At 71.9% G+C, this 21729-nt stretch carries 13 protein-coding genes; 2 read left to right on the top strand and 11 right to left on the bottom strand.

Going from position 1 to position 21729, the window contains the following annotated elements:
• Positions 1-31: 31 nt before the first annotated feature.
• From ABD371_RS25735 to ABD371_RS25685, 11 genes are all read right to left on the bottom strand, one after another.
• A complete protein-coding gene (locus ABD371_RS25735; protein WP_344481141.1) occupies positions 32-1789 on the bottom strand; it encodes a phytoene desaturase family protein in 1758 nt (585 codons plus the stop codon).
• Positions 1779-11279, bottom strand: coding sequence for a non-ribosomal peptide synthetase/type I polyketide synthase (locus ABD371_RS25730; protein ID WP_344481138.1), 9501 nt, complete (start codon positions 11277-11279; stop codon positions 1779-1781). Before ABD371_RS25730 ends, ABD371_RS25735 begins: the two co-directional genes overlap by 11 nt.
• Positions 11280-11407: 128 nt before the next feature.
• A complete protein-coding gene (locus ABD371_RS25725; protein ID WP_381734530.1) occupies positions 11408-12289 on the bottom strand; it encodes a sterol desaturase family protein in 882 nt (293 codons plus the stop codon).
• Between the two features lie 496 nt (positions 12290-12785).
• Complete coding sequence (locus ABD371_RS25720; protein WP_344481129.1) at positions 12786-13559, bottom strand: ABC transporter ATP-binding protein; 774 nt, start codon at positions 13557-13559, stop codon at positions 12786-12788.
• A complete protein-coding gene (locus ABD371_RS25715; RefSeq protein ID WP_344481122.1) occupies positions 13556-14353 on the bottom strand; it encodes an ATP-binding cassette domain-containing protein in 798 nt (265 codons plus the stop codon). Before ABD371_RS25715 ends, ABD371_RS25720 begins: the two co-directional genes overlap by 4 nt.
• Positions 14350-15201 carry an ABC transporter permease gene (locus ABD371_RS25710; RefSeq protein ID WP_344481113.1) on the bottom strand — a complete coding sequence of 284 codons (852 nt, stop codon included), beginning with the start codon at positions 15199-15201 and terminating at the stop codon, positions 14350-14352. Before ABD371_RS25710 ends, ABD371_RS25715 begins: the two co-directional genes overlap by 4 nt.
• Positions 15198-16163: an ABC transporter permease gene (locus tag ABD371_RS25705; RefSeq protein ID WP_344481110.1), complete on the bottom strand. Its 966-nt coding sequence runs from the start codon at positions 16161-16163 to the stop codon at positions 15198-15200. The genes ABD371_RS25710 and ABD371_RS25705 overlap by 4 nt, the downstream gene beginning before the upstream one ends.
• The gene (locus tag ABD371_RS25700) at positions 16163-17680 is read right to left on the bottom strand and encodes an ABC transporter substrate-binding protein (protein ID WP_344481103.1); all 1518 of its coding nucleotides are present in this window, start codon (positions 17678-17680) and stop codon (positions 16163-16165) included. Before ABD371_RS25700 ends, ABD371_RS25705 begins: the two co-directional genes overlap by 1 nt.
• A gap of 50 nt (positions 17681-17730) precedes the next feature.
• Entirely contained in the window at positions 17731-18465 is a 735-nt protein-coding gene (locus tag ABD371_RS25695; protein ID WP_344481097.1) for a DUF1684 domain-containing protein, read from the bottom strand.
• Between the two features lie 222 nt (positions 18466-18687).
• On the bottom strand, positions 18688-19239 hold the full coding sequence (locus ABD371_RS25690) for a DUF1697 domain-containing protein (RefSeq protein WP_344481094.1): 552 nt from the start codon (positions 19237-19239) through the stop codon (positions 18688-18690).
• 38 nt (positions 19240-19277) lie between these two features.
• Positions 19278-19637, bottom strand: coding sequence for a VOC family protein (locus ABD371_RS25685; RefSeq protein WP_344481091.1), 360 nt, complete (start codon positions 19635-19637; stop codon positions 19278-19280).
• A 90-nt stretch (positions 19638-19727) separates the two neighbouring features.
• Between ABD371_RS25685 and ABD371_RS25680 the strand changes: the two genes are divergently transcribed.
• A complete protein-coding gene (locus ABD371_RS25680; RefSeq protein WP_417801416.1) occupies positions 19728-20714 on the top strand; it encodes a GlxA family transcriptional regulator in 987 nt (328 codons plus the stop codon).
• Entirely contained in the window at positions 20711-21502 is a 792-nt protein-coding gene (locus ABD371_RS25675) for a DJ-1/PfpI family protein (protein ID WP_344481078.1), read from the top strand. The genes ABD371_RS25680 and ABD371_RS25675 overlap by 4 nt, the downstream gene beginning before the upstream one ends.
• Positions 21503-21729: the final 227 nt, after the last annotated feature.

Raw genomic sequence — 21729 nt, 5'->3', positions numbered from 1 at the left:
TCCTTCGTCTGGGGCCGCCTCGTCGCGGTGCTCATGTGCCTGTTCCCGTACTGGTGCCGGTGGCGGTGCCGGCGCCGGTGGCGGTGCTCTGGCGGCGGGACCGGCGGTCGCGGCCCTCGCGCCGGTCCAGCTGGGGCAGATGCCCGAGCCTGGCGGGGGTCCAGACACCGCGCGGGGTGCTCTCCTCCGCCCGGAAGGGCATCCCCCACTCCTCGCAGAGGTACTGGACGGCGAAGCGGCCGGTGGACGCGGCGCGGATCAGTCCGCCCAGGCCGACCCACTGGCCGGCCATGGAGAAGCCGCCGAGCCCCGGCAGCCGCATCCGGTCCTTGCCGACCAGAGCGGCGGCCACGTCGTCGGCCTCCGAGAACGCCTTCCAGGCGAGGATGGAGCCGTCGAAGTTGCCGGTGTAGCGCTTGGTGGTGGCGGGCGAGGCCACGTCGATCAGTTCGATCCGCTCGGAGATGCCGGGCCGCTGCCGCTCCAGGAAGGCCCGGACGAACGCGGCCACCTGGCGCTTCTGCGCCCAGTAGGCCCTGCGGTCGGTGGAGCGCAGCTCCCGCCAGTGGTCGAAGTCGCTGAAGTAGGTGCAGTGGATGACGGACTTCCCGGGCGGGGCGAAGCCGTCCGAGTAGTGGGAGCGCAGCTGGACCACCAGGCTGCGCTGGAGCGCGCCGGGGAGGCGGGCGGCGTCCTCGGCGGAGAGGAGGTAGGTGGTGCTGTGGGTGGGGTCGGCCCCCTCGGCCCCCGCGTCGCCGTCGATGCCGACGAAGGCGGAGACGACGGCGGGGAAGAGGGTGCCGGGGCGGGTGAGCAGCTCGCCGTAGAGCTTGTCGATCCGGGGTCCGGTGTACACGCCGCCGAGCAGGGAGTGGATGGTGGTGTGGCCGTCGCAGGCGGCCACGACATGGTCGGCGTAGTGCCGGCGGCCGTTGGCGAGCTGGATCCCGACCGCGCGGCCCCCTTCGACGAGGATCTTGGCCACCCGGGCGCGGTAGGCGATCGAGCCGCCCAGCTCCCGGTAGCGCTCCTCGATGGACCGGGCCAGCCCGAGCGATCCGCCCTGCGGGAAGCCCGCGTTGCGGTGGTGGGCCGCGGCCATGTTGAAGAGATAGGGCAGCAGCGGGAAGCCCTCGGGGTCCTGGAAGAAGATGTTGCGGAACGCCCGGCGCAGCAGGGGGTCCTGGAAGCGGTCGGCGAAGGCGTGCATGGGGGTGGCGGCGGTGCGCCAGAAGAGCCGGAAGGCGGGGAGCACGGTCCGCAGCATCGCGGCGCGCTCCCGGGCGGTGCGCAGCGCGGGCGCGGTCAGGAAGGGGTACAGCTCGATGGCGGTGAACCGGCGCAGATCGCGGCAGAAGGCGCGGATGAGCTTCGCGTCGGCGGGCGAGATCTCCAGCAGATGCCGCTCCAGGCGGTCCGGGTCGTTGTGGAAGGTGACCGAGCGCCCGCTCTCGTCGACGACCCGGTTGAACATGTCGAAGTGGGTGATGGCCTTGCCGTCGAGCGCGCCCAGCTCCCGCCAGATCTGATGGGCCTCGTTGCCGGGCGCGGTGCCGATGAGCCACTCGATGCAGTAGTCGAAGATGTAGCCGTCGCGGGCCCAGGCGGTGCAGCAGCCGCCGGGGAGCACATGCTTCTCGAAGATCCGGGTGCGCATCCCGCTCATCTGGGCGTAGCACCCGGTGGACATCCCGGCGACGCCCGCCCCGATGACGATCACCCGGGGCGGGGTTCCGGCGTCCGGGCCGGGCGGGCGGCCGGTCCAGTCGCTGTCGTCGTCAGCGGGCATGGGCGGCCCCGTTCGGCGAGAGGGCGCGGTGGACGAGTTCGGCGTTGCGGGCGAGGTGGCCGGGGTCGAGCATGTCGGCGTGGACCCCGGAGCCGCGCAGGACGGTGTGGGCGGTGGTGGAGCTGCCGTGCCAGGTGCCGCGCTCGCCGTCGGCGTACAGCTCCGCCTTCTCCTCGTCGGTGACGACGCTGACGGCGGCGGCGACCGCGCCGAGGTTGGGGGTGCGCCCGCAGAAGGCGAGGTATTCGGCGGCGTGTTCCATCGTCTCGCGGGCGACGATCTCGGACCCGGTGTGTTTGCGCAGGTGCTCGCGGAGTTCGTGTTCGAAGGCCGCGAGGTGTTCGCGGCCGGGCACATAGGGCTCCTCGATGCGGTGCGAGTCGATGATGATCACATGGGCCACCTCGCGTCCGCGCCGCTCCAGCTCCTTGGCGGTCTCGAAGGCGAGGTTGCCGCCGAGGGAGTAGCCGAGGAGGAGACAGCGGCCCTCGGGCTGGACGGCGTCGACCAGGTCGGCGTAGCGGTCCACCTTGTCGTCGCCGGGCACGTAGTTGAAGGCGGTGAAGCGGTACTGCGGGAGCGAGCCGGCGAATTCCCGGTAGACGAGTCCGTGGCCGCCTGCGGGCGGGAAGCAGAAGACGCGTTCGCCGGGGCCGGAGTTGAAGCCGATGTAGTGCCGGTCCTCGTCGCCGGAGCCGCCGTCGGCGCTGAGGCGCTCGACCGCCGCCGCCATCCCGTGCAGGGTGGTGATCTGGTAGAGCCTGCTGACGGGGATGGTGACGCCGTACTCGGTCTGGAGATGGTGGATCAGTTCGATCAGTTTGACGGAGCTGCCGCCGAGTTCGAAGAAGTCGTGGTCGGCGCTGATCCGTTCGCGGCCGAGCAGGGCCCGCCAGTGCCGGGCCATGCTGATCTCGTAGGGGGTCGCGGGGGCCTCGTGGGGGGCGTCGTCGCTCTCCTCGGTCTCGGGCCGGGGCGCGGGCAGGGCTGCGGTGTCGACCTTGCCGTGCGCGGTGAGCGGGAGCGCGGGCAGCTCGACGAAGTAGGACGGGATCATGTACGTGGGCAGGGTGGCGGCGAGATGGCGGCGGAGCGCGCGCCGGTCGAGTCCGCCGCCTGCCTTCGGTACGCAGTAGGCGCAGAGGACGGCTTCGCCGCGGGCGTCCGCGCGGACGGCGACGACCGTGCGGGCCAGTGCGGGCCACTGGGCGAGCCGGGACTCGATCTCGTCGATCTCGATGCGGTGGCCGTGCAGCTTGATCTGGGTGTCCGCGCGGCCCAGCAGATGGATCCGGCCCCGGGCGTCCCAGCGGGCCAGGTCGCCGCTGCGGTAGAGGCGTACGGGGACGGCCCCGGGCCTGCGGCTGAGGGTGCGGGTGACGAAGCGCTCGGCCGTCTGGTCGGGGTCCCCGGCGTAGCCGACGGCCACCGCGTCGCCGCCGATCCACAGCTCGCCGGGGACGCCGGGCGGGACGGGTTCGCCGTGCCGGTCGAGGATGTGCAGGGTGGTGTTGGACAGCGGGCGGCCGATCGGCACCATCCGGCTGGGCTCCAGATCGTCGGCCGGGCCCTCGAAGCAGGCGCTGTCGATGGTGGCCTCGGTGACCCCGTAGGAGTTGATCACCCGGGTGCGGGGGCCGCCGAGGGCGCGCAGCCGCCGGTACTCCCCGACCTTCCAGGCGTCGGAGCCGACCACCAGCAGACGCATGAAGTCGAGCCGTGCCCCCTGGCGTTCGCAGTGGTCCATCAGTGAGCGCACGACCGCCGGGACGAACTCGGCGGAGTCGACGCCCTGCGCGCGCATCGTGGCGTACAGCCGGGCGGCGTCGAAGACGAGGTCGCGGTCGGCGAGCACCAGCGAGCCGCCGGAGCACAGCGCCCGCACCAGGTCGCCGGTGAAGACGTCGAAGGAGGGGGCCGCCATCTGGAGATGGACGCCCCGCTCCTCCTCCAGCCGGTACTCGGTGCGCCACGCCCGGTACGCGGAGGCGAGATTGCGGTGGCTGACCTGGACCGCCTTGGGGCGGCCGGTGGATCCGGAGGTGTGGATGACATAGGCCGGGGCGTCGGGGTCGACCTCGCCCGGGGGGTCGTCGACGGGCTCCGGGGCGGGCGGGCCCTCGCCCTCCGGGGCCATCGCCTCGGACAGGGTCAGGGTCTTCACGGGCAGCCCCGGCAGCCCCGCCCGGCCGGGCAGGTCGGCGACGAGCACCAGGACCGCGCCGGCGGTGCGGACGGTACGGGCGAGACGGCCGGCCGGCAGATCGGTCGGGAGCGGCAGATACGCGCCGCCTGCCTTGAGCACCGCGAGTACGGCGACGATCAGTTCCGGCGACTTGTCCAGGCAGAGCGCGACCACGGAGCCGGGACCCACCCCCCGGTCGCGCAGCCGGTGGGCCAGGAGACGGGCCCGGTGGTCGAGCCCGCCGTAGGTGAGCCGGCGGGCTCCGCCCGGCGCGGACGGCGGCACCCGGACGGCGATCGCGCCGGGGTGTTCGGCCGCGACCGCGCCGATGATCCGGTGGACCGGCAGGCTGTCCCGGGCCGCCCCGGGGGGCGTGCCGCCGGAGTCCTCGGAGAGCAGCCGGACCGCGCCGCTCCACTCGCCGGTGAGCCGTTCGCGCTCCCCGGCGTCGAGCATCTCCAGCCGGGTGGTGGGGCGTTCGGCGGGGGCCCGGGTCAGTTCGTCGAGGAGACGGCTGTAGTGGGACGTCAGCCTTCGCATCGTCTCGGGGAGGAAGAGGTCGGTGTTGTACTTGAACACGCAGTGGAAGCGGCGCTCCGCCTCGTCCTCGTACGCCGAGAGGGTGAGGTCGAACTGCCCCTCCTCCTCGGGGAGTTCGATGTACTCCAGCCGGTAGCCGTACTTCTCGGTGGCCACCTTGTGGGTGAGCAGGATGAACATGGCCTGGAAGACGGCGGACCTGCTGGGGTCGTGCTGGAGGCCGAGCCGCTCCACCAGCAGCACGAAGGGGTACTCCTGGTGGTCGAGCCCGCCCAGCACCGAGCGCCGGACCTGTTCGAGGAGGGCCGCGACGGACGGATCGCCGGAGAGATCGGCGTGCAGCGGCAGCGGATTGACGAAGTACCCGTAGACGGAGGCGAACTCCTGGCGGGTGCGGCCGGTCACCGGGGAGCCGACGACGATGTGGTCCTGTCCCGAGTAGCGGTGCAGCAGGATGTAGTAGGCGCTCAGCAGCACCACGAACGGGGTCACCTCGTGGGCGCGGGCCAGCTCGTGGACGCGGGCGCTCAGCCCCTCGTCGAGGACGAAGAACTCGGACGCGCCGTTGTGGGTCTGCACCGCCGGGCGGGGCTTGTCGACCGGCAGGTCCAGCAGCGGCACCCGGTCCGGCAGGTGCGAGCGCCAGTAGGCCAGCATCCGGTCGGCCTCGGGGCTCGCCAGGAAGCGGTTCTGGTCGTTGAGGAAGTCCAGATAGCGGGCGGAGAGCGGCGGCAGCTCCGGTTCCGCGCCCCGGCGCAGCCCCTCGTACACCGCGAGGAGTTCCTCGATGAAGGTGAAGGTCGAGATGGCGTCGGAGACGATGTGATGGACCGCCTTCATGATCACCCAGCGGTCCGGGGCGCGCTTGAAGAGCCGGAAGCGGAAGAGCGGGTCGTGGGCCAGGTCGTAGGGCTTGCGGTACTCGTCCACGATGGTGCGGTGGATCTCGTCCCACTCCTGGTCCTGTACGTCGAAGAGCTTGACGTCCGGGGTGACCTCCGGGGAGACACGCTGCACGGCGCGGCCCCCGTCCAGCAGGAAGTTGGTGCGCAGCGCGGGGTGGCGGGCGACCGTCCGGCGGACGGCCTCGAACATCAGGCCGGGGTCGAGGGCGACCGCGACCTCGACCGCGCCGCCGATGTTGTAGGCGTAGCCGTCGGGGTTGAGCTGCTTGAGGAACCAGAGCGCCTTCTGGTTCTGGGTCAGCGGGTACTCCAGCTCGTCCTCGAAGACGTCGGGGACGGCGAGGGCCCCCGGCTCGGCGGCCTCGGCCGTCACCAGCGCGGCCAGTCCGTCGTGCAGCTGGGAGACCAGCTCGCCGACGGGGACGCCGCTCAGCAGGGCGACCACCGGCAGCGCGATCCCGAACTCGGCCTGGACCCGGCCGCGCAGCTCCATCGCCAGCAGGGAGTCCAGCCCCAGCACACCGAGCCCGGTGGCGGGATCGACCTGGTCGGCCCTGGTGCGCAGGACGGAGGCGACGAGCGCGGTGAACCGCTCGGCCACCAGCGAGCGGCGCTCCTCCTCGCTCCCGGCGGCGCGGAAGGCGTCGGCGAGACCGTCGCCGCCGGCGGTCCGGCTCTGGGGGGCCGCCGCCGCCAGCTCGCTCACCAGCGGCGGCGGGGAGGCGTACCAGTCGAGGAAGACCGGCCAGTCGACGACGGTGGCGATGAGCAGCTGGGCCCGGTCCTGGCCGATGACGCGTTCGAGGACGGCCATCCCCGTGTCGGGGGCGAGGGAGCTCATGCCCCGGTTGACGAGATAGTGCTCGACCAGGCCCAGTTCCTCGATCATGCCGGTGGCCCAGGGGCCCCAGTCGAGGCTGAGCGCGGGGAGGCCCTCGGCCCGGCGGTGGTGGGCGAGCGCGTCGAGGAAGGCGTTCCCGGCGGCGTAGTTGGTCTGGCCGGCCGTGGTCAGCAGGGAGGCGATGGAGGAGAAGAGGACGAAGTGCTCCAGCGGTTCGCCGCGCAGATGCCGGTGGAGCAGCAGGGAGCCGACGGCCTTGGGATCGTGGGCCGCGTCGAAGGTCTCCCGGTCCATTCCCGCGATCAGGGCGTCGCGGACCTGCCCCGCGAGATGGAAGACCCCCCTGATCGGCGGCGGGTCGCCGCGCCGGTGCTGTGCCAGCCAGCCGGTCAGCGCCGTCTCGTCGGTGATGTCGACCGGGGCCAGGACGGGCTGCGCGCCCAGCTCCTCCAGCTCCTTGAGGAAGGCGATCGCCCGGCCGCCGGGGGTCTCGGGGTCGGTGTGACGCCACTGCTCGCGATCGGGCAGCCTCGTCCGTCCCATCAGGATCAGCCGGCGCGCGCCGCGCCGGACGAGGGTGCGGCAGAGCAGCCGGCCGAGCGCTCCGAAGGCCCCGGTGACGAGATAGCTGCCGTCGGCGCGCAGCCGCAGCGGCAGCGGCCGGGTGAGCCCTTCGGCCTGCCGGATCCGGCTGGTGAGGCGGGCTCCGCCGCGCAGCCCGATCTCCTCCTCGTCCTCGGCGAGGATCTCCGCGAGCACCTCCCCGGCGCGGCTCACGGCGGCCCCGGCCAGGGGCTCCCGGGGGTCGAGGTCGATCAGCGCGCCCCGGTGCGCGGTGAGTTCCTGGTGGCGCAGCACCCGGGCCACGCCCCAGACGGGCGCGCCGAGCGGTTCGACGTCCTCCCCCGGTGTCACGGGCTGCGCGCCCCGGGTGACGATGTGGAGCCCGCCGCCGGTCCCGGAGGAGAGCAGCGCACGGGCGAGGGCGATCAGGGAGTACGCGCCGAGGCCGCTGTGGTCGGCGAGTTCGGCCGTACGGGCCTCGCGGATGCCGGGCAGGTCCAGGTTCCAGAGGTGGACCAGGGCGGCGAAGGAGGTCACGCCGTCGGCGCGCAGCTCGGCGAAGAGGCGTTCCAGCTGTCCGGTGTCGCCGGGGACGACGGTGAACTCGCGGCCCGTCGGGCGGGCCGAGGGGTCGGGGTCCTCGGCGCGCAGCCGGTACGCGCCGCCCGGGCGGACCAGGTGGCAGCGTCCGCCCCGGGCGGTCACCAGGGCGGCGAGCGCGTCGCCGACGCCCTGGGCGTCGGCGAGGATCAGCCAGTCGCCCGGGGCGGTCCCGGTGACGATCTCCGCCCCGGCGGGCCGGTCGGTCCCGTCGGGGGCGGCCGGCAGTTCGGTCCAGACCGTCTCGGTGAGCCAGGAGTCGACGGTGCTCCGGGCGACGGTGGTGGCGGCCTTCTCCACATCGCCGGCGCGGAAGCCCCGGACCTGGCCGAGGGCGGTGCCGTCGGCGTCGTAGAGGGCGATGTCGCCGGTCAGTTCGTTGCCGTCGTCGCGGGTGATCGTGGCGTGCGCCCACAGCGGCCGGTCCCCGGACCCGGCGAGGTCGACCTCGGCGATGGAGAGCGGCAGCCGGATCCCGGTGCCGGGCGCGGGGGTGCTCCCGTCCGGCAGCCGGGGGGTGAGCAGGGTCTGGAAGCAGGCGTCGAGCAGCACCGGGTGGACGTGGTGGGGGACGGTTCCGCCGCCGGCGGCCTCGGGGAGCCGGAGCCGGGCGAGCGCCTCCGCCGGGCCGGTCCACACCTCCTCGATGGCCTGGAAGGCGGGTCCGTACTGGTATCCGGCGGCGGCCAGCGCCGTGTAGCAGTCGGGTCCTTCGAGCCGGCGGCGGCTGCGGGCCCTGATCGGTCCGGGGTCGAGCGCGGGGCCGGGTGAGCGGTGCTGTCCGGCGCGTACGACTCCGGTGGTGTGCACGGTCGTCCCCTCGTCCGCGCCGGCGGTGCCGGGGGACGTGGAGGCGATGGTGAACGAGGCGTTCTCGGCGGAGAGGGTGAGGGTCACGGACCGGCTCTCGCCCTCGGGGAGGAAGAGCGCCCTGCGCAGTTCGATGTCGGTGAGCCGGGCGCTGTCGCCGCCGGTCAGCGCGCGTACGGCCTGGGCCGCCAGTTCCAGCTGGCCCGCGGCCGGGAAGACCACGGCGTCCTGGATGCGGTGGTCGGCGAGGTAGGGGTGGGCCTCGGTGTCGAGTTCGGAGTGCCAGGTGGGCTCGGGGTGTTCGGTGCGGCGGCCGAGCAGGGGGTGGTCGTGAAGGCCGAGGCGTACGCGTGCCACGGACTCGGGCTCGGTCCAGTGGCGGTCGCGCTTCCAGGGGTAGCGCGGCAGGGGCACGGTCCTGCCCGCCGGGTGCAGCACGTCCCAGGCGATGTCCGTGCCCAGGGTGTGCAGGGTGGCGAGGGAGGCGGCGAAGCGCGCGGTCTCGTCCTCCTGGCGGCGGACGGAGGGCAGGGTGGTGCCCTGGATCCCGCGCTCGCCGAGGCACTCGTGGATCGAGTGGGCGAGTACGGGGTGGGGGCCGATCTCCAGGAAGAGGCGGTGGCCGTCGTCGGCCAGCCGGTCGACCGCCGCGCGGAAGCCGACGCGGTCGCGGACGTTCTCCCACCAGTATCCGGCGTCCAGTTCGGGGCCTTCGGCGATGCCTTCCCGGGCGGTGGTGTAGAGCGGCACCCGGGCGGGGCGGGGCTCCAGACCGGCCAGCGAGGTGAGCAGCTCTTCCTTGATCGTCTCCATTCCGGCGCTGTGGTAGGGCACGCGCACGGTCAGGAACCGGGTGAAGACCTCCTCGGCGTTCAGCTCTTCGGCGAGCCTCTTGAGGGCGTCCTCCTCCCCGGCGAGGGTGATGCCGGTGGGGCTGTTGACCGCCGCCACGGACACGGTGTCGCCGTAGGGGCGCACCCGGCGCTCCGCCTCGTCCTCGGTGAGGCTGACGGCGAGCATGGTGCCGGTGCCGGACAGCTTCTGCTGGAGGCGGCTGCGGTGCAGGGCGACGCCGACCGCGTCGCGCAGGGAGTAGACCCCGGCCTCGTGGAAGGCGGCGATCTCGCCGGTGCTGTGTCCGACGACGGCGTCGGGCCGTACGCCGTAGTGCCGCCAGAGGGCGGCCAGTCCGGTCTGGACGGCGAAGTTGGCGGGCTGGGCGAGCCAGGTCTCGGCCATCCGCGAGGAGGGCTCGTCGGCGAACATCTCGTCGAGGAGGGACCAGCCGGCGAGGGCGCGGATCTCCCGGTCGCAGCGGATGACGGCCTCGCGGAAGACGGGCTCGTCCGCGAAGAGCCCCCGGCCCATGCCCCACCACTGGGGGCCCATGCCGGTGAAGACCCAGACCAGCCGCCGGTCCGCCGGGTCGAGCCGGCGGCCCTGGACGACACCGGGGCGGGGCTCGTCCCGCAGCCGCGCGGCGAGCGAGGCGTCGAGGTCGGCGGCCGTGGAGTGGACGATCGCGAGCCGGGACTCATGGTGCTGGCGGCGGTGGGCCAGGGTGTGGCCGAGGTCGGCGAGGGAGACCGGCGGGCCCTGGGCCCCCGCGAGTTCCCGCCGGATCCCCTCGGCGACCTCGGGGAGGGCGTCGGGGGTGCGGGCGGAGAGCGGCAGGATGGTCCAGGCGCGGGCGGCGGGCGGTTCGCCGGAGGTGCTGGGGGCGGGCGGCGGGGCCTCCTCCAGGACGACATGGGCGTTGGTGCCGCCGAAGCCGAAGGAGTTCACCCCGGCGCGGGCGGGGCCCTCGTGCTCGGGCCAGTCGGTGAGCCGGGTGGGGATCTCGTACGGGAGCGCCGCCGGGTCGATGGCGGGGTTGAGCCGCTCCAGATTGATGTGGGGCGGGATCCGCCGGTGTTCGAGACAGAGCGCCGTCTTGATCAGTCCGGCGATGCCCGCGGCGGACTCGGTGTGCCCGATGTTGGTCTTGACGGAGCCGACGTAGCACCGCGCGCCCGGCCGCCGTCCGACGGCCAGGGCCCGGCCCAGCGCGTTGGCCTCGATGGGGTCGCCGAGCGGGGTCGAGGTGCCGTGCGCCTCCATGTACTGGAGATCGCCCGGGGTGACGCCCGCCTCGGCGCAGACCCGCCGGATCAGGGAGACCTGGGCGTCCGGGCTGGGCACGGTGATGCCGTTGGTGCGGCCGTCCTGGTTGACCCCGCTGCCGAGGACGACGGCGTGGATGGGGTCTTTGTCGCGCAGGGCGTCGGCCAGCCGTTTGAGCGCGACGACGCCGACTCCCTCGGCGCGCACATAGCCGTTGGCCGAGGCGTCGAAGGTGCGGGAGCGGCCGTCGGGCGAGAGGAAGCCGCCCTTGGTCTCGGCGATGGTGTACTGCGGGGCCATGTGCAGCAGCGCGCCGCCCGCGAGGGCGAGCGAGGTCTCCCCCTTGTTGAGGCTCTCGCAGGCCAGATGGACGGCGACCAGGGAGGAGCTGCACGCAGTGTCGATGGAGAGGCTCGGGCCCCGGAAGTCGAAGCAGTAGGAGATACGGTTCGACACCATCGTCATCATGGTGCCGGTGGCGGTGTGGGCGGCCAGCGAGCGGAAGCCGAGGTCCGAGAATTGAAGGATCTTGTAGTCGAGGGTGAACGCGCCCACGAACACTCCGACGTCGGTGCCCGCGAGATCGGCCGGCCGCTGGCCGCCGTCCTCCAGCGCCTCCCAGGCGACCTCCAGGAGTTTGCGCTGCTGGGGGTCCATGTGGTCGGCCTCGCGCGGGCTGATGCCGAAGAAGGCGGGGTCGAACTCGTCGAAGCCGTCGATGTAGCCGCCCCGGCCACCAGTGAGCCGTCCCGGTTTGTCCTGGTGGCGGCTGCCGAGTGTGCCGATGTCGTAGCGGTCGGGGGGCGTTGGCGTGATGCAGTCCTTGCCGTCGATGAGATTTCGCCAATAGGCCCGATGGTCCGACGCGCCGCCGGGCAGTCGACAGCCCATGCCGATGATCGCCACTCGGCCTCGCACCGGGTCGCGGGTCACGTCAGCCATGGTGGAACTCCTCACGTCGTGGCGCTGCGGCACGGAGGGGTGGGGCGGGTGCGGAACTTGCGAACGCACCGGCTCCGAGGGCTTCCGGGGGAGAGAGCCCGGTCGGCGGGCTCTGTCGGAAGTACCGGTCAGCGACCTTCTGGGGACGGCCCATCCGCCGGATCGGCCGGTTCGCCGCCCGTCTTCGGCGGGCGGCGGCAGGGGTGGAGCAGACTGGCGAGGATCTCGCCGGTGCCGGGAAAGGACGCCGGGTCGCTGAGTCCGACCGCGGCGGGTTCCCTGCCGGGTCGCCAGGTGTAGCTGCCGAAGAGGTGGTCCCAGACCGAGAGGTCGGAACCGTAGTGCCCCGCTTCGGAGAGAGCGGTGCTGTGGTGCAGACGGTGCTGTTCGGGACTGGCGAGCAGATGGTTCAGCCCGCCGATGCGGACCTCGATGTTGGCGTGGACGAAGTAGCCCTGCGCGGTCACGAAGAGGCCCGCGGCGAATACCGATTCGCGGGAGAATCCGGCCAGGGCCAGGGCGAGTTGAACGATTCCCTGGGCCAGGACGATGTCGAGCACATGATTGACGCCGTTGTTGGCGACATTGACCTTGGGCGGCACATGGTGCACCCCGTGCAGCCGCCAGAGCAGTGGCCGGGTGTGGCCGAGGCGGTGTACGAGATAACTGGCCAGCGAGCCGACCAGCAGCGCACCGGGGATTTCGGCCCAGAGCCCGATCGCCGGCTCCCGGGGAGAGAGCGCCGCGACCCCGAAGGTCACCAGCGCCTGGGCGAGCGCGCTGCCGACCATGGTGAGCAGGAAGTAAACGCCGTACCAGCGCCATTCACGGGCATTGGGGTGCCAGGCGCGTTCATACGGAATAATGTGTTCAAGAGCGGCCAGATAGAGAAGGACGCCCATCAGGAAGAGCGGACTGACCCGGGCCGGCTCCCAGTCGAGAGCCAGCGCCGCCGCGGCCACCAGGATCGTGGCCGACAGCAGTACGGGGTAGGCGACCGCGCGGAGCACGGAACCGGGAGAGAAAGCAGACCCCTTCTTTCCCGGCACCGCATCCCGGGCAGAATTCCCCCCGCCACCGGGACCTTCGGATATTGCTCCGTACTCTTCCATCCATGGCTCCTCTGCAAGAGGCACGGCACAGCGAAACGAGCGAGGATGCAGAGCGACGAAAAACGAACGAGGGGATTCAATTTCTGGTCTTCAGAGTGTTCTCGGTGACCGGAAAGAACGAACCCTGTTCAAACGCTCATGAATTGCCCGACAGCGCGGGTTCTGTCGCGCGCACCATCCGGGATTCACATCCTTGGATTTCGAGAGGATGCCCCTGCGCGCTACCGCCCCGTCCGATGAACAGTGAAGCAGTATCGCCGCCTCACAGGGAATACTTCGGGGTCCACATTTAATCAATGTGGGTTACATAGTGTTACTAGTAATCCTGGCGGGGAGAGTGCGGGGGCACCCGGGTCCGGGTCGGCTCGCGGCGGCGGCCCGGACCGGGCGGCGGTCAGTCCCGGGGGCCGGGCAGCCTGGGCACGCTCTCGACGAGACGGGTCGTGTACGGGTGCGCGGGCGCGCCCAGCACCTGTGCCGTGTCGCCCTCCTCCACGACGCGGCCGTTCTCCAGCACGGCGGTCCGCTCGCACAGGGAGGCCACCACGGAGAGGTCGTGGGAGACCATCACCAGGGTCAGCCCCTGCTCGCGCTTCAGCTCGTTCAGCAGCTCCACCACGGAGACCCGGGTCGTCACGTCGAGCGCGCTGACGGGCTCGTCGGCGAGGAGCACCCGGGGTTCGCAGACCGTCGCCCGCGCGATCGCGACGCGCTGGCGCTGGCCGCCGGAGAACTCGTGCGGATAGCGCTCGGCGGCGTCCGCCGGGAGGCCGACCCGCTCCAGCGCGGCGGCGACCCTGGGCCCGGCGGTGCGCCGGGTCTCCAGACCGAGCGAGCGCAGCGGCTCGGCGACGATGTCGCCGATCCGCCGGCGCGGGTCCAGGGAGGAGTAGGGATCCTGGAAGACGCACTGCACTCCGCGCCGGAACCGGCGCATCAGCTCCCGGTCGCCGAGGCGGAGTTCGTCCCCGCCGAAGCGGACGGCTCCCGAGGTGGGCCGGGTGAGACCGAGGAGAAGCCGCAGCAGGGTGGTCTTGCCCGCGCCGGACTCGCCGACCAGGGCGAGGCTCCGGCCTTCGGCGACGGTGAGGGAGACGTCCTCCACCACGGGCGCGGCGCTGCCCCGGTAGGCGAAGGAGACCCGGTCGAGTTCGAGTACGGGGGTCATCGCCCGCTCCTTCGGTCGAGTGCCGACTCCAGCTGCCGGGCGCTGGCCACCAGGGCCCGGGTGTACGGCTCGCGCGGGGCGGTGACGATGTCGCGGACGTCGCCCTCCTCCACGGCGCGGCCGTCCTTGAGCACCAGGACGCGGTCGGCGACCTTGGCCACCACCGCGAGGTCGTGGCTGACGAACAGGACGGCCATCTCCCGTTCGCGCACCAGCGTGTCGAGCAGATCGAGCAGTTCGGCCTGGACGGTGACGTCGAGCGCGGTGGTCGGCTCGTCCGCGATGAGCAGCTTCGGTTCGCAGGCGAGCGCCATGGCCAGGGCGACGCGCTGGCGCTGGCCGCCGGACATCTCGTGCGGGAAGGCGCGGGCGATGCGCTCGGGCTCGGGGAGCAGCACCCGCTCCAGCGCGGCCAGGACCGCACGCCGCAGCTCCGCGCCGGACAGACCGCGGCGGCGCAGCGGTTCGGCGAGCTGCCGGCCCGCCCGCATCAGCGGGTCGAGCGCGGTCAGCGGCTCCTGGAAGACGATGGCGGCGTCCCTGCCCCGTACTTTGGCCAGGCGTCGTTCGCTCGCGCCCACCACCTGGGTTCCGGCCAGCTCGACGCTGCCGCTCGCGGTCATCCCCTCGGGCAGCAGGCCGAGCACGGCGAGCGAGGTCAGGGACTTCCCGGAGCCGGATTCGCCGATGAGTCCGAGGCGCTGCCCGGGGGCGAGGCTCAGCGAGAGCCCGTCCACCAGGACCCGCCCGCCGGCGGCGCGAATGGTGAGGTCGCGTAGGTCGAGGATGGTCATGCGCGCCTCCGTCGGGCCGCCGGGTCGAGGGTGTCGCGCAGTCCGTCGGCGATGAGGTTCACCCCGATGACGAGCAGGACCAGCAGGATGCCGGGGGCCAGCGCGCCGGCCGGGGCGGTGGTGAAGGTGGCCTGCGCCTCCTGGAGCATGCGGCCCCAGGAGGCGTTGGGCGGCGGGGCGCCGAGACCGAGATAGGAGAGACCGGCCTCGGCGAGGACCGCGAGCCCGAACTGGAGGGCGAGGTTCACGACCAGGGTGGGCCAGATGTTGGGCAGGATGTGCCCGGCCACGATCCTGGGCCAGGAGGTGCCCGAGGTGCGGGACGCGGTGATGAAGTCCTGCGCCAGGACCCGTTTGACCAGGACGCGCACCAGCCGTCCCACGACCGCGCTCTGGGCCAGGCCGATGGCGAGCACCGCCGATTCCAGGGTGGCCGAGCGGGCGGCGACGATGAGCATGGCCAGCAGCAGGGTCGGGAAGGCGATGAGGATGTCGAGGAGTACGGAGAGGGTGTCGTCCAGCCAGCCCTGCGCGAAGGCGGCCAGCACCCCCAGGGTGACGCCGACGGTGGCCGCGATGAGGACCGAGCCCAGGCCCGCCTGCACGGCGATCCGGGAGCCGGTCATCAGCTGGGTGAGCAGATCGCGGCCGAGTTTGTCGGTGCCCAGGAGATGGCCGTCGCCGGGGGCGGCGAGCCGTCCGCCGGAGGTGTCGTCGGAGGCGTACGGCAGCCAGAACAGCGAGACCAGCGCGAGCAGGCCGACCGCTCCGGCCAGCAGACAGCCGGTGGTCAGGGTGAGGGACCGGGTGAGGCGGCGGGCGGGTTTCTGTCCGGGGAAACGTTTCATCGGTGGCCTCCGGAGAGTCCGCGGCGCAGCCGGGGGTCGATGATCCGCTGGAGGAGGTCGGCCGCGAAGCCGATGATCAGCACCGCGAGGGTGGAGACGAACAGCACGCCCTGGATCACCGGGTAGTCGTGCTGCGCGATGCCGGTCGCGAGCAGCGAGCCGAGGCCCGGCAGTGCGAAGACGGACTCCACGACGACCGCGCCGAGCAGGGTGGAGGCGAGTTCGATGCCGAGGATCGAGATCACCGGGACGGAGGCGTTGCGCAGCCCGTGCCGCCACATCGCCCGTCCGAAGGACGAGCCGAGCGCCCGCGCGGTGCGCAGATAGTCGCTGTCGAGGACGTCGAGCGTGGCGGAGCGTACATAGCGGATGAGGGAGGCGCTCATCACCAGGGCGATGGTGAGGACGGGGAGGACCAGCGAGCGGATCGCCTCCCCGGGCCGGTCCCAGCCGTCGGGCGGGAAGCCTCCGGCGGGCAGCCAGCGGGCGTTCAGCGCGAAGACCGCGATGAGGATCATGCCGAGCCAGAACACCGGTATCGCGATGCCGAGCTGGGAGACCCCGCTGAGGAGCGAGCCGTACCAGGTGCGGCGGCGGTACGCGGCCAGGAAGCCGGCCGGGACCGCGATCAGGACGGCGAGGGCGAAGGCCGCGAGGGTGAGCGGGACCGTCACATGGAGCCGTGCGCCGACCTCGGGCCCGACCGGCAGCGAACTGACGAACGAGGTGCCGAGGTCGCCCCTGAGCAGCTGCCCGATCCAGTGGGTGAACTGTTCGGGCAGCGGCTGGTCGGAGCCGATGGACCGCCGGGCCGCCGCGATCTGCTCGTCGGTGGCCCCCACGGCGGTGAGCGCGTTGGCGGGGTCTCCGGGCAGCATGCGCAGCAGCACGAAGAGCACGACGCTCGCGAGCGCCAGCGACACCAGCAGGAAGACAAAGCGGCGCAGGAGATAGCGCGCCATCAGCCCTTCTTGATGTCGTAGGCGTGGAACTGCGAGTTGAGGCCGTTGAGCGGGTAGCCGGAGAGCTTGGTGGAGGCCACCACGATCTGCGGGTAGAGATAGAGCCAGTCGCTGGCCGCGTCCTCGGCGGTCTTGCGGTTGACCTTCTTCAGCAGCTCGGTCTGCTCGGCGGTGGTGGAGGCCTGCTCGGCCTGCTCGACCCAGCGGGTGACCTGCTTGTCGTCGTAGCCCCAGTAGAAGTCGGGGTTGCCGTACCAGACGAGGTCGCGGTCGTTGACGTGCTCCTGGAGCGTGGCGGTGAAGGCCCGGTTCTTGTAGACCTTGGTGTACCACTCGTCCGAGGTGATGGTGTTGATCTTGACTTCGATGCCGACCTTGGCGAGCTGCGACTTGATGAAGGTGGCCGCGGTGGGGTGCGGGTCGTAGTTGGGGGTGTCGAGGGTGAAGCTGAAGCCGTCCTTGAGGCCAGCCTCGGCCAGCAGCTTCTTCGCGCGCTCGGGGTCGTACGCGTCGATCGCGGTGAGGTCCTCGTACCAGGGGTCGGTGGGGGGCACCATCGAGCCGATGAGCTTGCCGTGCCCGCCCCAGATCGACTCCAGGAGCTTCTTGTCGTCGATGGCGGCGGAGACGGCCCGGCGGACCTTGGCGTCGGTGAAGGGCTTGGCCTTGTCGTTGAAGGCGAGCAGCAGCTTGGTGGTGGAGTCGCCGTCGTTGACCTTGTAGGCCGGGTTGTTCCGGAACTGGTCGAGGGCGTCGGGCGACTGTCCGCTGGTGACGACGTCGACGGCGTTGGTGAGCAGGGCGTTGTTGAGCGCCGTGGCGTCCTTGAAGTAGCGGAAGACGACCTGCTTGTTGGCGGCCTTGTCGCCCCAGTAGCCGGGGAACCGGTCGAGGCTGAGGGCGGATCCGCGGGTCCACTTGCCGAGCCGGTAGGGGCCGGTGCCGTCCTCGCTCGTCTTCAGGTCCCGGGCCTCGGAGTTGATGATCCAGACGTAGGAGAGCTGGTAGACGAAGGAGATGGACTTCTTCGACAGCTTGACCTTCACGGTCCGCGCGTCGGGCGTCTCTATGGAGTCGATGACGCCGAGGTTGGCCTTGCGCGCGGACTGCGAGTCCTTCGCGGTCACCTTCTCCAGGCTGTACTTGACGTCCTGGCTGGTGAGCTTCTTGCCGCTGTGGAAGGTGACCTTGTCGCGGAGGGTGAAGGTGTAGGTGAGCCCGTCGGCGCTGACCTTGTGGTCCTGGGCGAGGAGCTTCTCCACCTCGCCGTCGTCGGTGAGCTTGAACAGGCCTTCGTAGACATTGCCGTTGAGCGCCTCGGTGACGCCCTGGCCGCCGCCGGCGGTGTTGTCGAGGTTCTGGGGCTCGTAGAGCGAGCCGATGTTGACCGTGGCGTCCGGGTCGTGGCCGCCGCCGGAGCTGCTGCCCGTGGTGGTGGCGCCGGAGCAGGCGGAGAGGGTGAGGGCGAGGGTGACGGCGGTGGCCGAGGCGTACAGGGAGGACTTCTTGATGCTCATGAGTGGTACACGTACTTTCGTGCCGCAGGTCGGGGAGGGTCTGAGTCTGATCAGTGGCTGTCGGGGAAGCCGTCGCGGAAGACAGGTCGCTTCTCGCCCGCCCGTACCGGGAGGTGGAAGCGGTTCTGCCGCGGCGGCATCGGACAGTTGTACTGGTCGGAGTAACCGCAGGGCGGCACGAAGGCGCGGTTGAAGTCGAGGCGGACGGTGGACTCGCCGGTGCGGGTGACGAAGAGGAAGCGCCCGGCCCCGTAGGTCGTGTCGCCGTTGGTGGGGTCGCCGAAGACGAGCAGCAGGACGCCGTCGTCGTCGAAGGCGCTGAGGGTGTACTCGCGGCCGTCGACGGTGAGCGAGATGTCCCCGGGGACGACCAGGTCGCGGCTGCCCCCGTTGTCCCTGATGTGCTCGAAGGCGACCTTGCGCGCGCCCTCCACCGGGGCGTACTCGGCGTCGAGCACCCAGGCCGGGTCGTAGGGGAAGGCCTCGGTCCCCTCGTAGGCGCGGATCGCGGGGGCGTCCGCGGCCCAGAACCGGAGGCCGTGCTCGGGCTCCCCCGTGACCAGGTCGGTCCGCGCCACCGTGGTGACGGTCACGCCCTCCGGCTGTCCGGCGCGCGCCGCTTCGCGGTCGGGCGTCTCGCCGACCGGGAGCCAGCGGGTCTCGGTGAGCGCGAGGTTCCCGGTGGCCGAGGTGAGCGAACGGTCGCGGTCGGCGCGCCAGGCGGCCCACTCCCCCACGGGGTCGTCGGTCGGCGGGACGGGGGCGGCGGAGTGGGACACGGGCATGACTCATTCGCGTAGAGGTTCATCGGTGGCCACGCCTTAAATGTCACTTGGCGTGAAGTTCAACCCAAAGCTTGTTCTTTATCATCCATAAGCCGAACTAATGTCAAGTTGCGCCACATGGCGAGATGGGGGCGCAAGGTGTGGCATGTCCCCCGGAGGGGCGCGCGGAAGGGCATGCCGAAGGGGCGGCCGGCCCGGATCGGGCCGGCCGCGGCGGTGATCTCAGGGCGCGGTCAGCTCCACGAGCCTGAGGACGGTGTTCCAGTTCCGGGTGGTGGCGACGGCCCCCGGCGCGGGGGCGCGCTTCGCGAGGACGTCGGCGAGCCGGGAGCGGCCCAGCCCGTCCGGGACATGGAGATAGAGCGCGCGGTCGCCCACGCGGAACTCCTCCGGCAGATAGGCCGCCGCGTCGAGGGAGGCCAGGTTCGCCAGGGCGACCGGCTCGGAGAAGTAGGTGACATGGAGCTGTCGGCCTTCGAGCGAGGCCGCCGGGAAGGGGCAGGCCTCGGCCACGGCGCTCAGATACGCGTGATCGCGCACCAGAAGCTCCACGCCGAAGCCGAAGCGCTCCTCCAGGGCGCGCCCGAGACGGGCGGCGAGCGCCTCCTCGTCCTCCTCGGCGGCGGTGAAGACGGCGTTCCCGCTCTGCAGATGAGTCCGCACCCCGCCGAGACCGAGCCCGGTCAGCAGCGCCCTCAGTTCGGCCATCGGCACCTTCCGGTGACCGCCCACATTGACGCCCCGGAGCAGCGCGGCGTATGCCTTTGTCGTCATGGGGCCACCCTAGGGAGGGTCTTGGGCCCGCCCGGGTGTCACGGCCCTTCGACGCCGACGACGGTCCCGAACGGATCGCGCAGCTGGGCGATGCGCCGGCCGGGCGCGATCTCCAGCGGGCCGCGGTGGTGTGCGCACCCGGCGGCCAGGAGACGGGCGCGGGCCCGGTCGAGGTCGTCCACTCCCCAGTACACGACCGGGCTGCCGCCCCTGGGGTTGCGCGCCTCGTCCGCCGGGTGGAAGCCCAGCTCGACGCCCGCGGTCTCGATCCAGGCGTAGACCGCCCCGGTGTCGGCGACATCGAGCCGCACCGGGGCGTCCAGCAGCCCGCCCCACCAGCGGGCCGAGGCCTCGGGGTCGTCAGCGAAGATCATCACGGTGCGTACGCCGTGGAACACAGCCTGGCCTCCAGGGGTACGGGGGACGTCCCGCGGAATCCCGGGGCCGGTTTCATGTGATGGTATGCCCGGATGAATGACCGACGGCGGATGCTCATCGTGGCCTACGACGACGCCCAGATTCTCGACATCGCCTGCCCCTCCGGCGCGCTGGACATCGCCAACCGGTACGGCGCGACACCGCCTTACACGATCGAGCTGGGCACCCTCGGCCGGCGGGCCGCGCGCAGCTCGGCCGGGATCGTGATCGGGGCGGGGCAGGGTCTGGAGACGGTGACCGGGCGGCTGGACACGCTGATCGTGGTGGGCGGGGCGGGGTCCTCCGAGGCGGCGGCGGACGGCCGGCTGGTGGCACAGGTCCGGCGGCTCGCCGGGCTCAGCAGACGCGTCGCCTCGGTGTGCACCGGCACCTATGTGCTCGCCGCCGCCGGGCTGCTCGACAACCGGCGGGTGACGACGCACTGGGGGTACGGCGATCAGCTCGCGGCCCGCCACCCCGCCGTGGCGGTGGACGTGGGGCCGCTCTACATCCGCGACGGAGACGTCTACACCTCGGCGGGCGTCACCAGCGCGCTCGATCTGACGCTGTCGCTGATCGAGGACGACCACGGTCCGACGCTGGCCCGCTCGGTCGCCCGTGAACTGGTCTCCTATCTGCACCGGCCCGCCGATCAGGCCCAGATCAGCATGTTCCTGGCCGCCCCGCCGCCCGGGGACCGGCTGGTACGGGATCTGTCGGTCCACATCTCCGCGCATCTGGCCGGCGATCTCAGCCCGGCGGCGCTGGCGGCCCGGGCCGGGGTGAGCGCCCGGCATCTCACCCGGCTCTTCACCGCGCATCTGGGCACCACGCCCGCGCGGGCGGTACGGGCGGCCCGGACGGAGGCGGCGGCGCATCTGGCGCGCTCCAGCGGGCTGCCGCTGGCGGCGATCGCCCGGCGCTGCGGGCTGGGGTCCGCGCAGACGTTACGCAAGGCGTTCCTCGACCACTATGGCGTCGCCGGGGACAGGATCCGCAAGATGCCGGACATGCCGAGACCGCTGGGGACCCCGTGGCAGCAGACTCCGGTGCCATGACGAATCGAGCGACTCGCAGAACCCTGCTGCGCGGTGGCGTGGCCACCGCCGCCCTCACCGCCGCGGCCCTCCCCGGAACCGCGCACGCGCACGCGCACACCGACGCTCTGCCCGTCGAGACCCGCCGGCCCGGCGGCACCGGGCCGAAGATCGGCATCCTGCTGTTCGACGGCTTCAGCGTGCTGGATCCCACCGGCCCGGCGGATGTGCTCTCCCGGCTGCCGGGCGCGACGGTGACGATGATCGCAGAACAGCGCGGACCGGTCCGCACGGACACGGGTGATGTGCGGCTGGTGGCCGAACGGTCCATCGCGGAGGTGGACCGGCTGGACGTGCTCCTCGTACCCGGCGGGGGCAATCGCGGCACGATCGCGGCGATGCAGAACCAGGCCCTGCTGGACTGGATCCGCCGGATCCACCGGCACACCCGGTGGACGACGTCCGTCTGCACCGGAAGCCTGGTCCTCGCCTCGGCCGGACTGCTCACCGGCCGCCGGGCCACCACGTACTGGGCCTCCGGCGAGTATCTGAGCACGCACTTCGACGTGACCTATGTGGCGGAGCGCTATGTGCGCTCCGGAAAGATCATCACGGCGGCCGGGGTCTCGGCGGGAATCGACATGTCCCTGTATCTGGCCTCCCTGATCGCCGGTGACACCGTCGGGAAGGCGATCGAGCTGGCCGTCGAGTACGACCCGCGCCCGCCCTTCGGCACCGGCGACGCGGCGAAGGCCGACCCCGCGCTGAAGGAGCTGGCCCTGCGGCTGCTGGCCGACTCCCAGATCTGACACCGGGGGGCGATACCGCACGGACTACCGGCCGCTGGGCCCCTCGGAGGTCAGACGCGGTCCGGGCAGGCGTACTTGGAGTACCCCTTCCGGCCATTCCGGTTGATGGCCACCCATACGGTGATGGTGATGCCGCGGGCGGTGTACCGGAAACCCGCCACAACGGCTTCGTATCCCTGCTTGGTGTGCCCTGGTTCATCCGCCCCAAGGCGGTTGAATTGTCATTG

It is taken from the genome of Streptomyces amakusaensis (assembly GCF_039532665.1).
GTDB lineage: Bacteria > Actinomycetota > Actinomycetes > Streptomycetales > Streptomycetaceae > Streptomyces > Streptomyces amakusaensis.
Note: the sequence above shows the minus strand (reverse complement) of the source record. Positions and strands in the feature narration are given on the sequence as shown.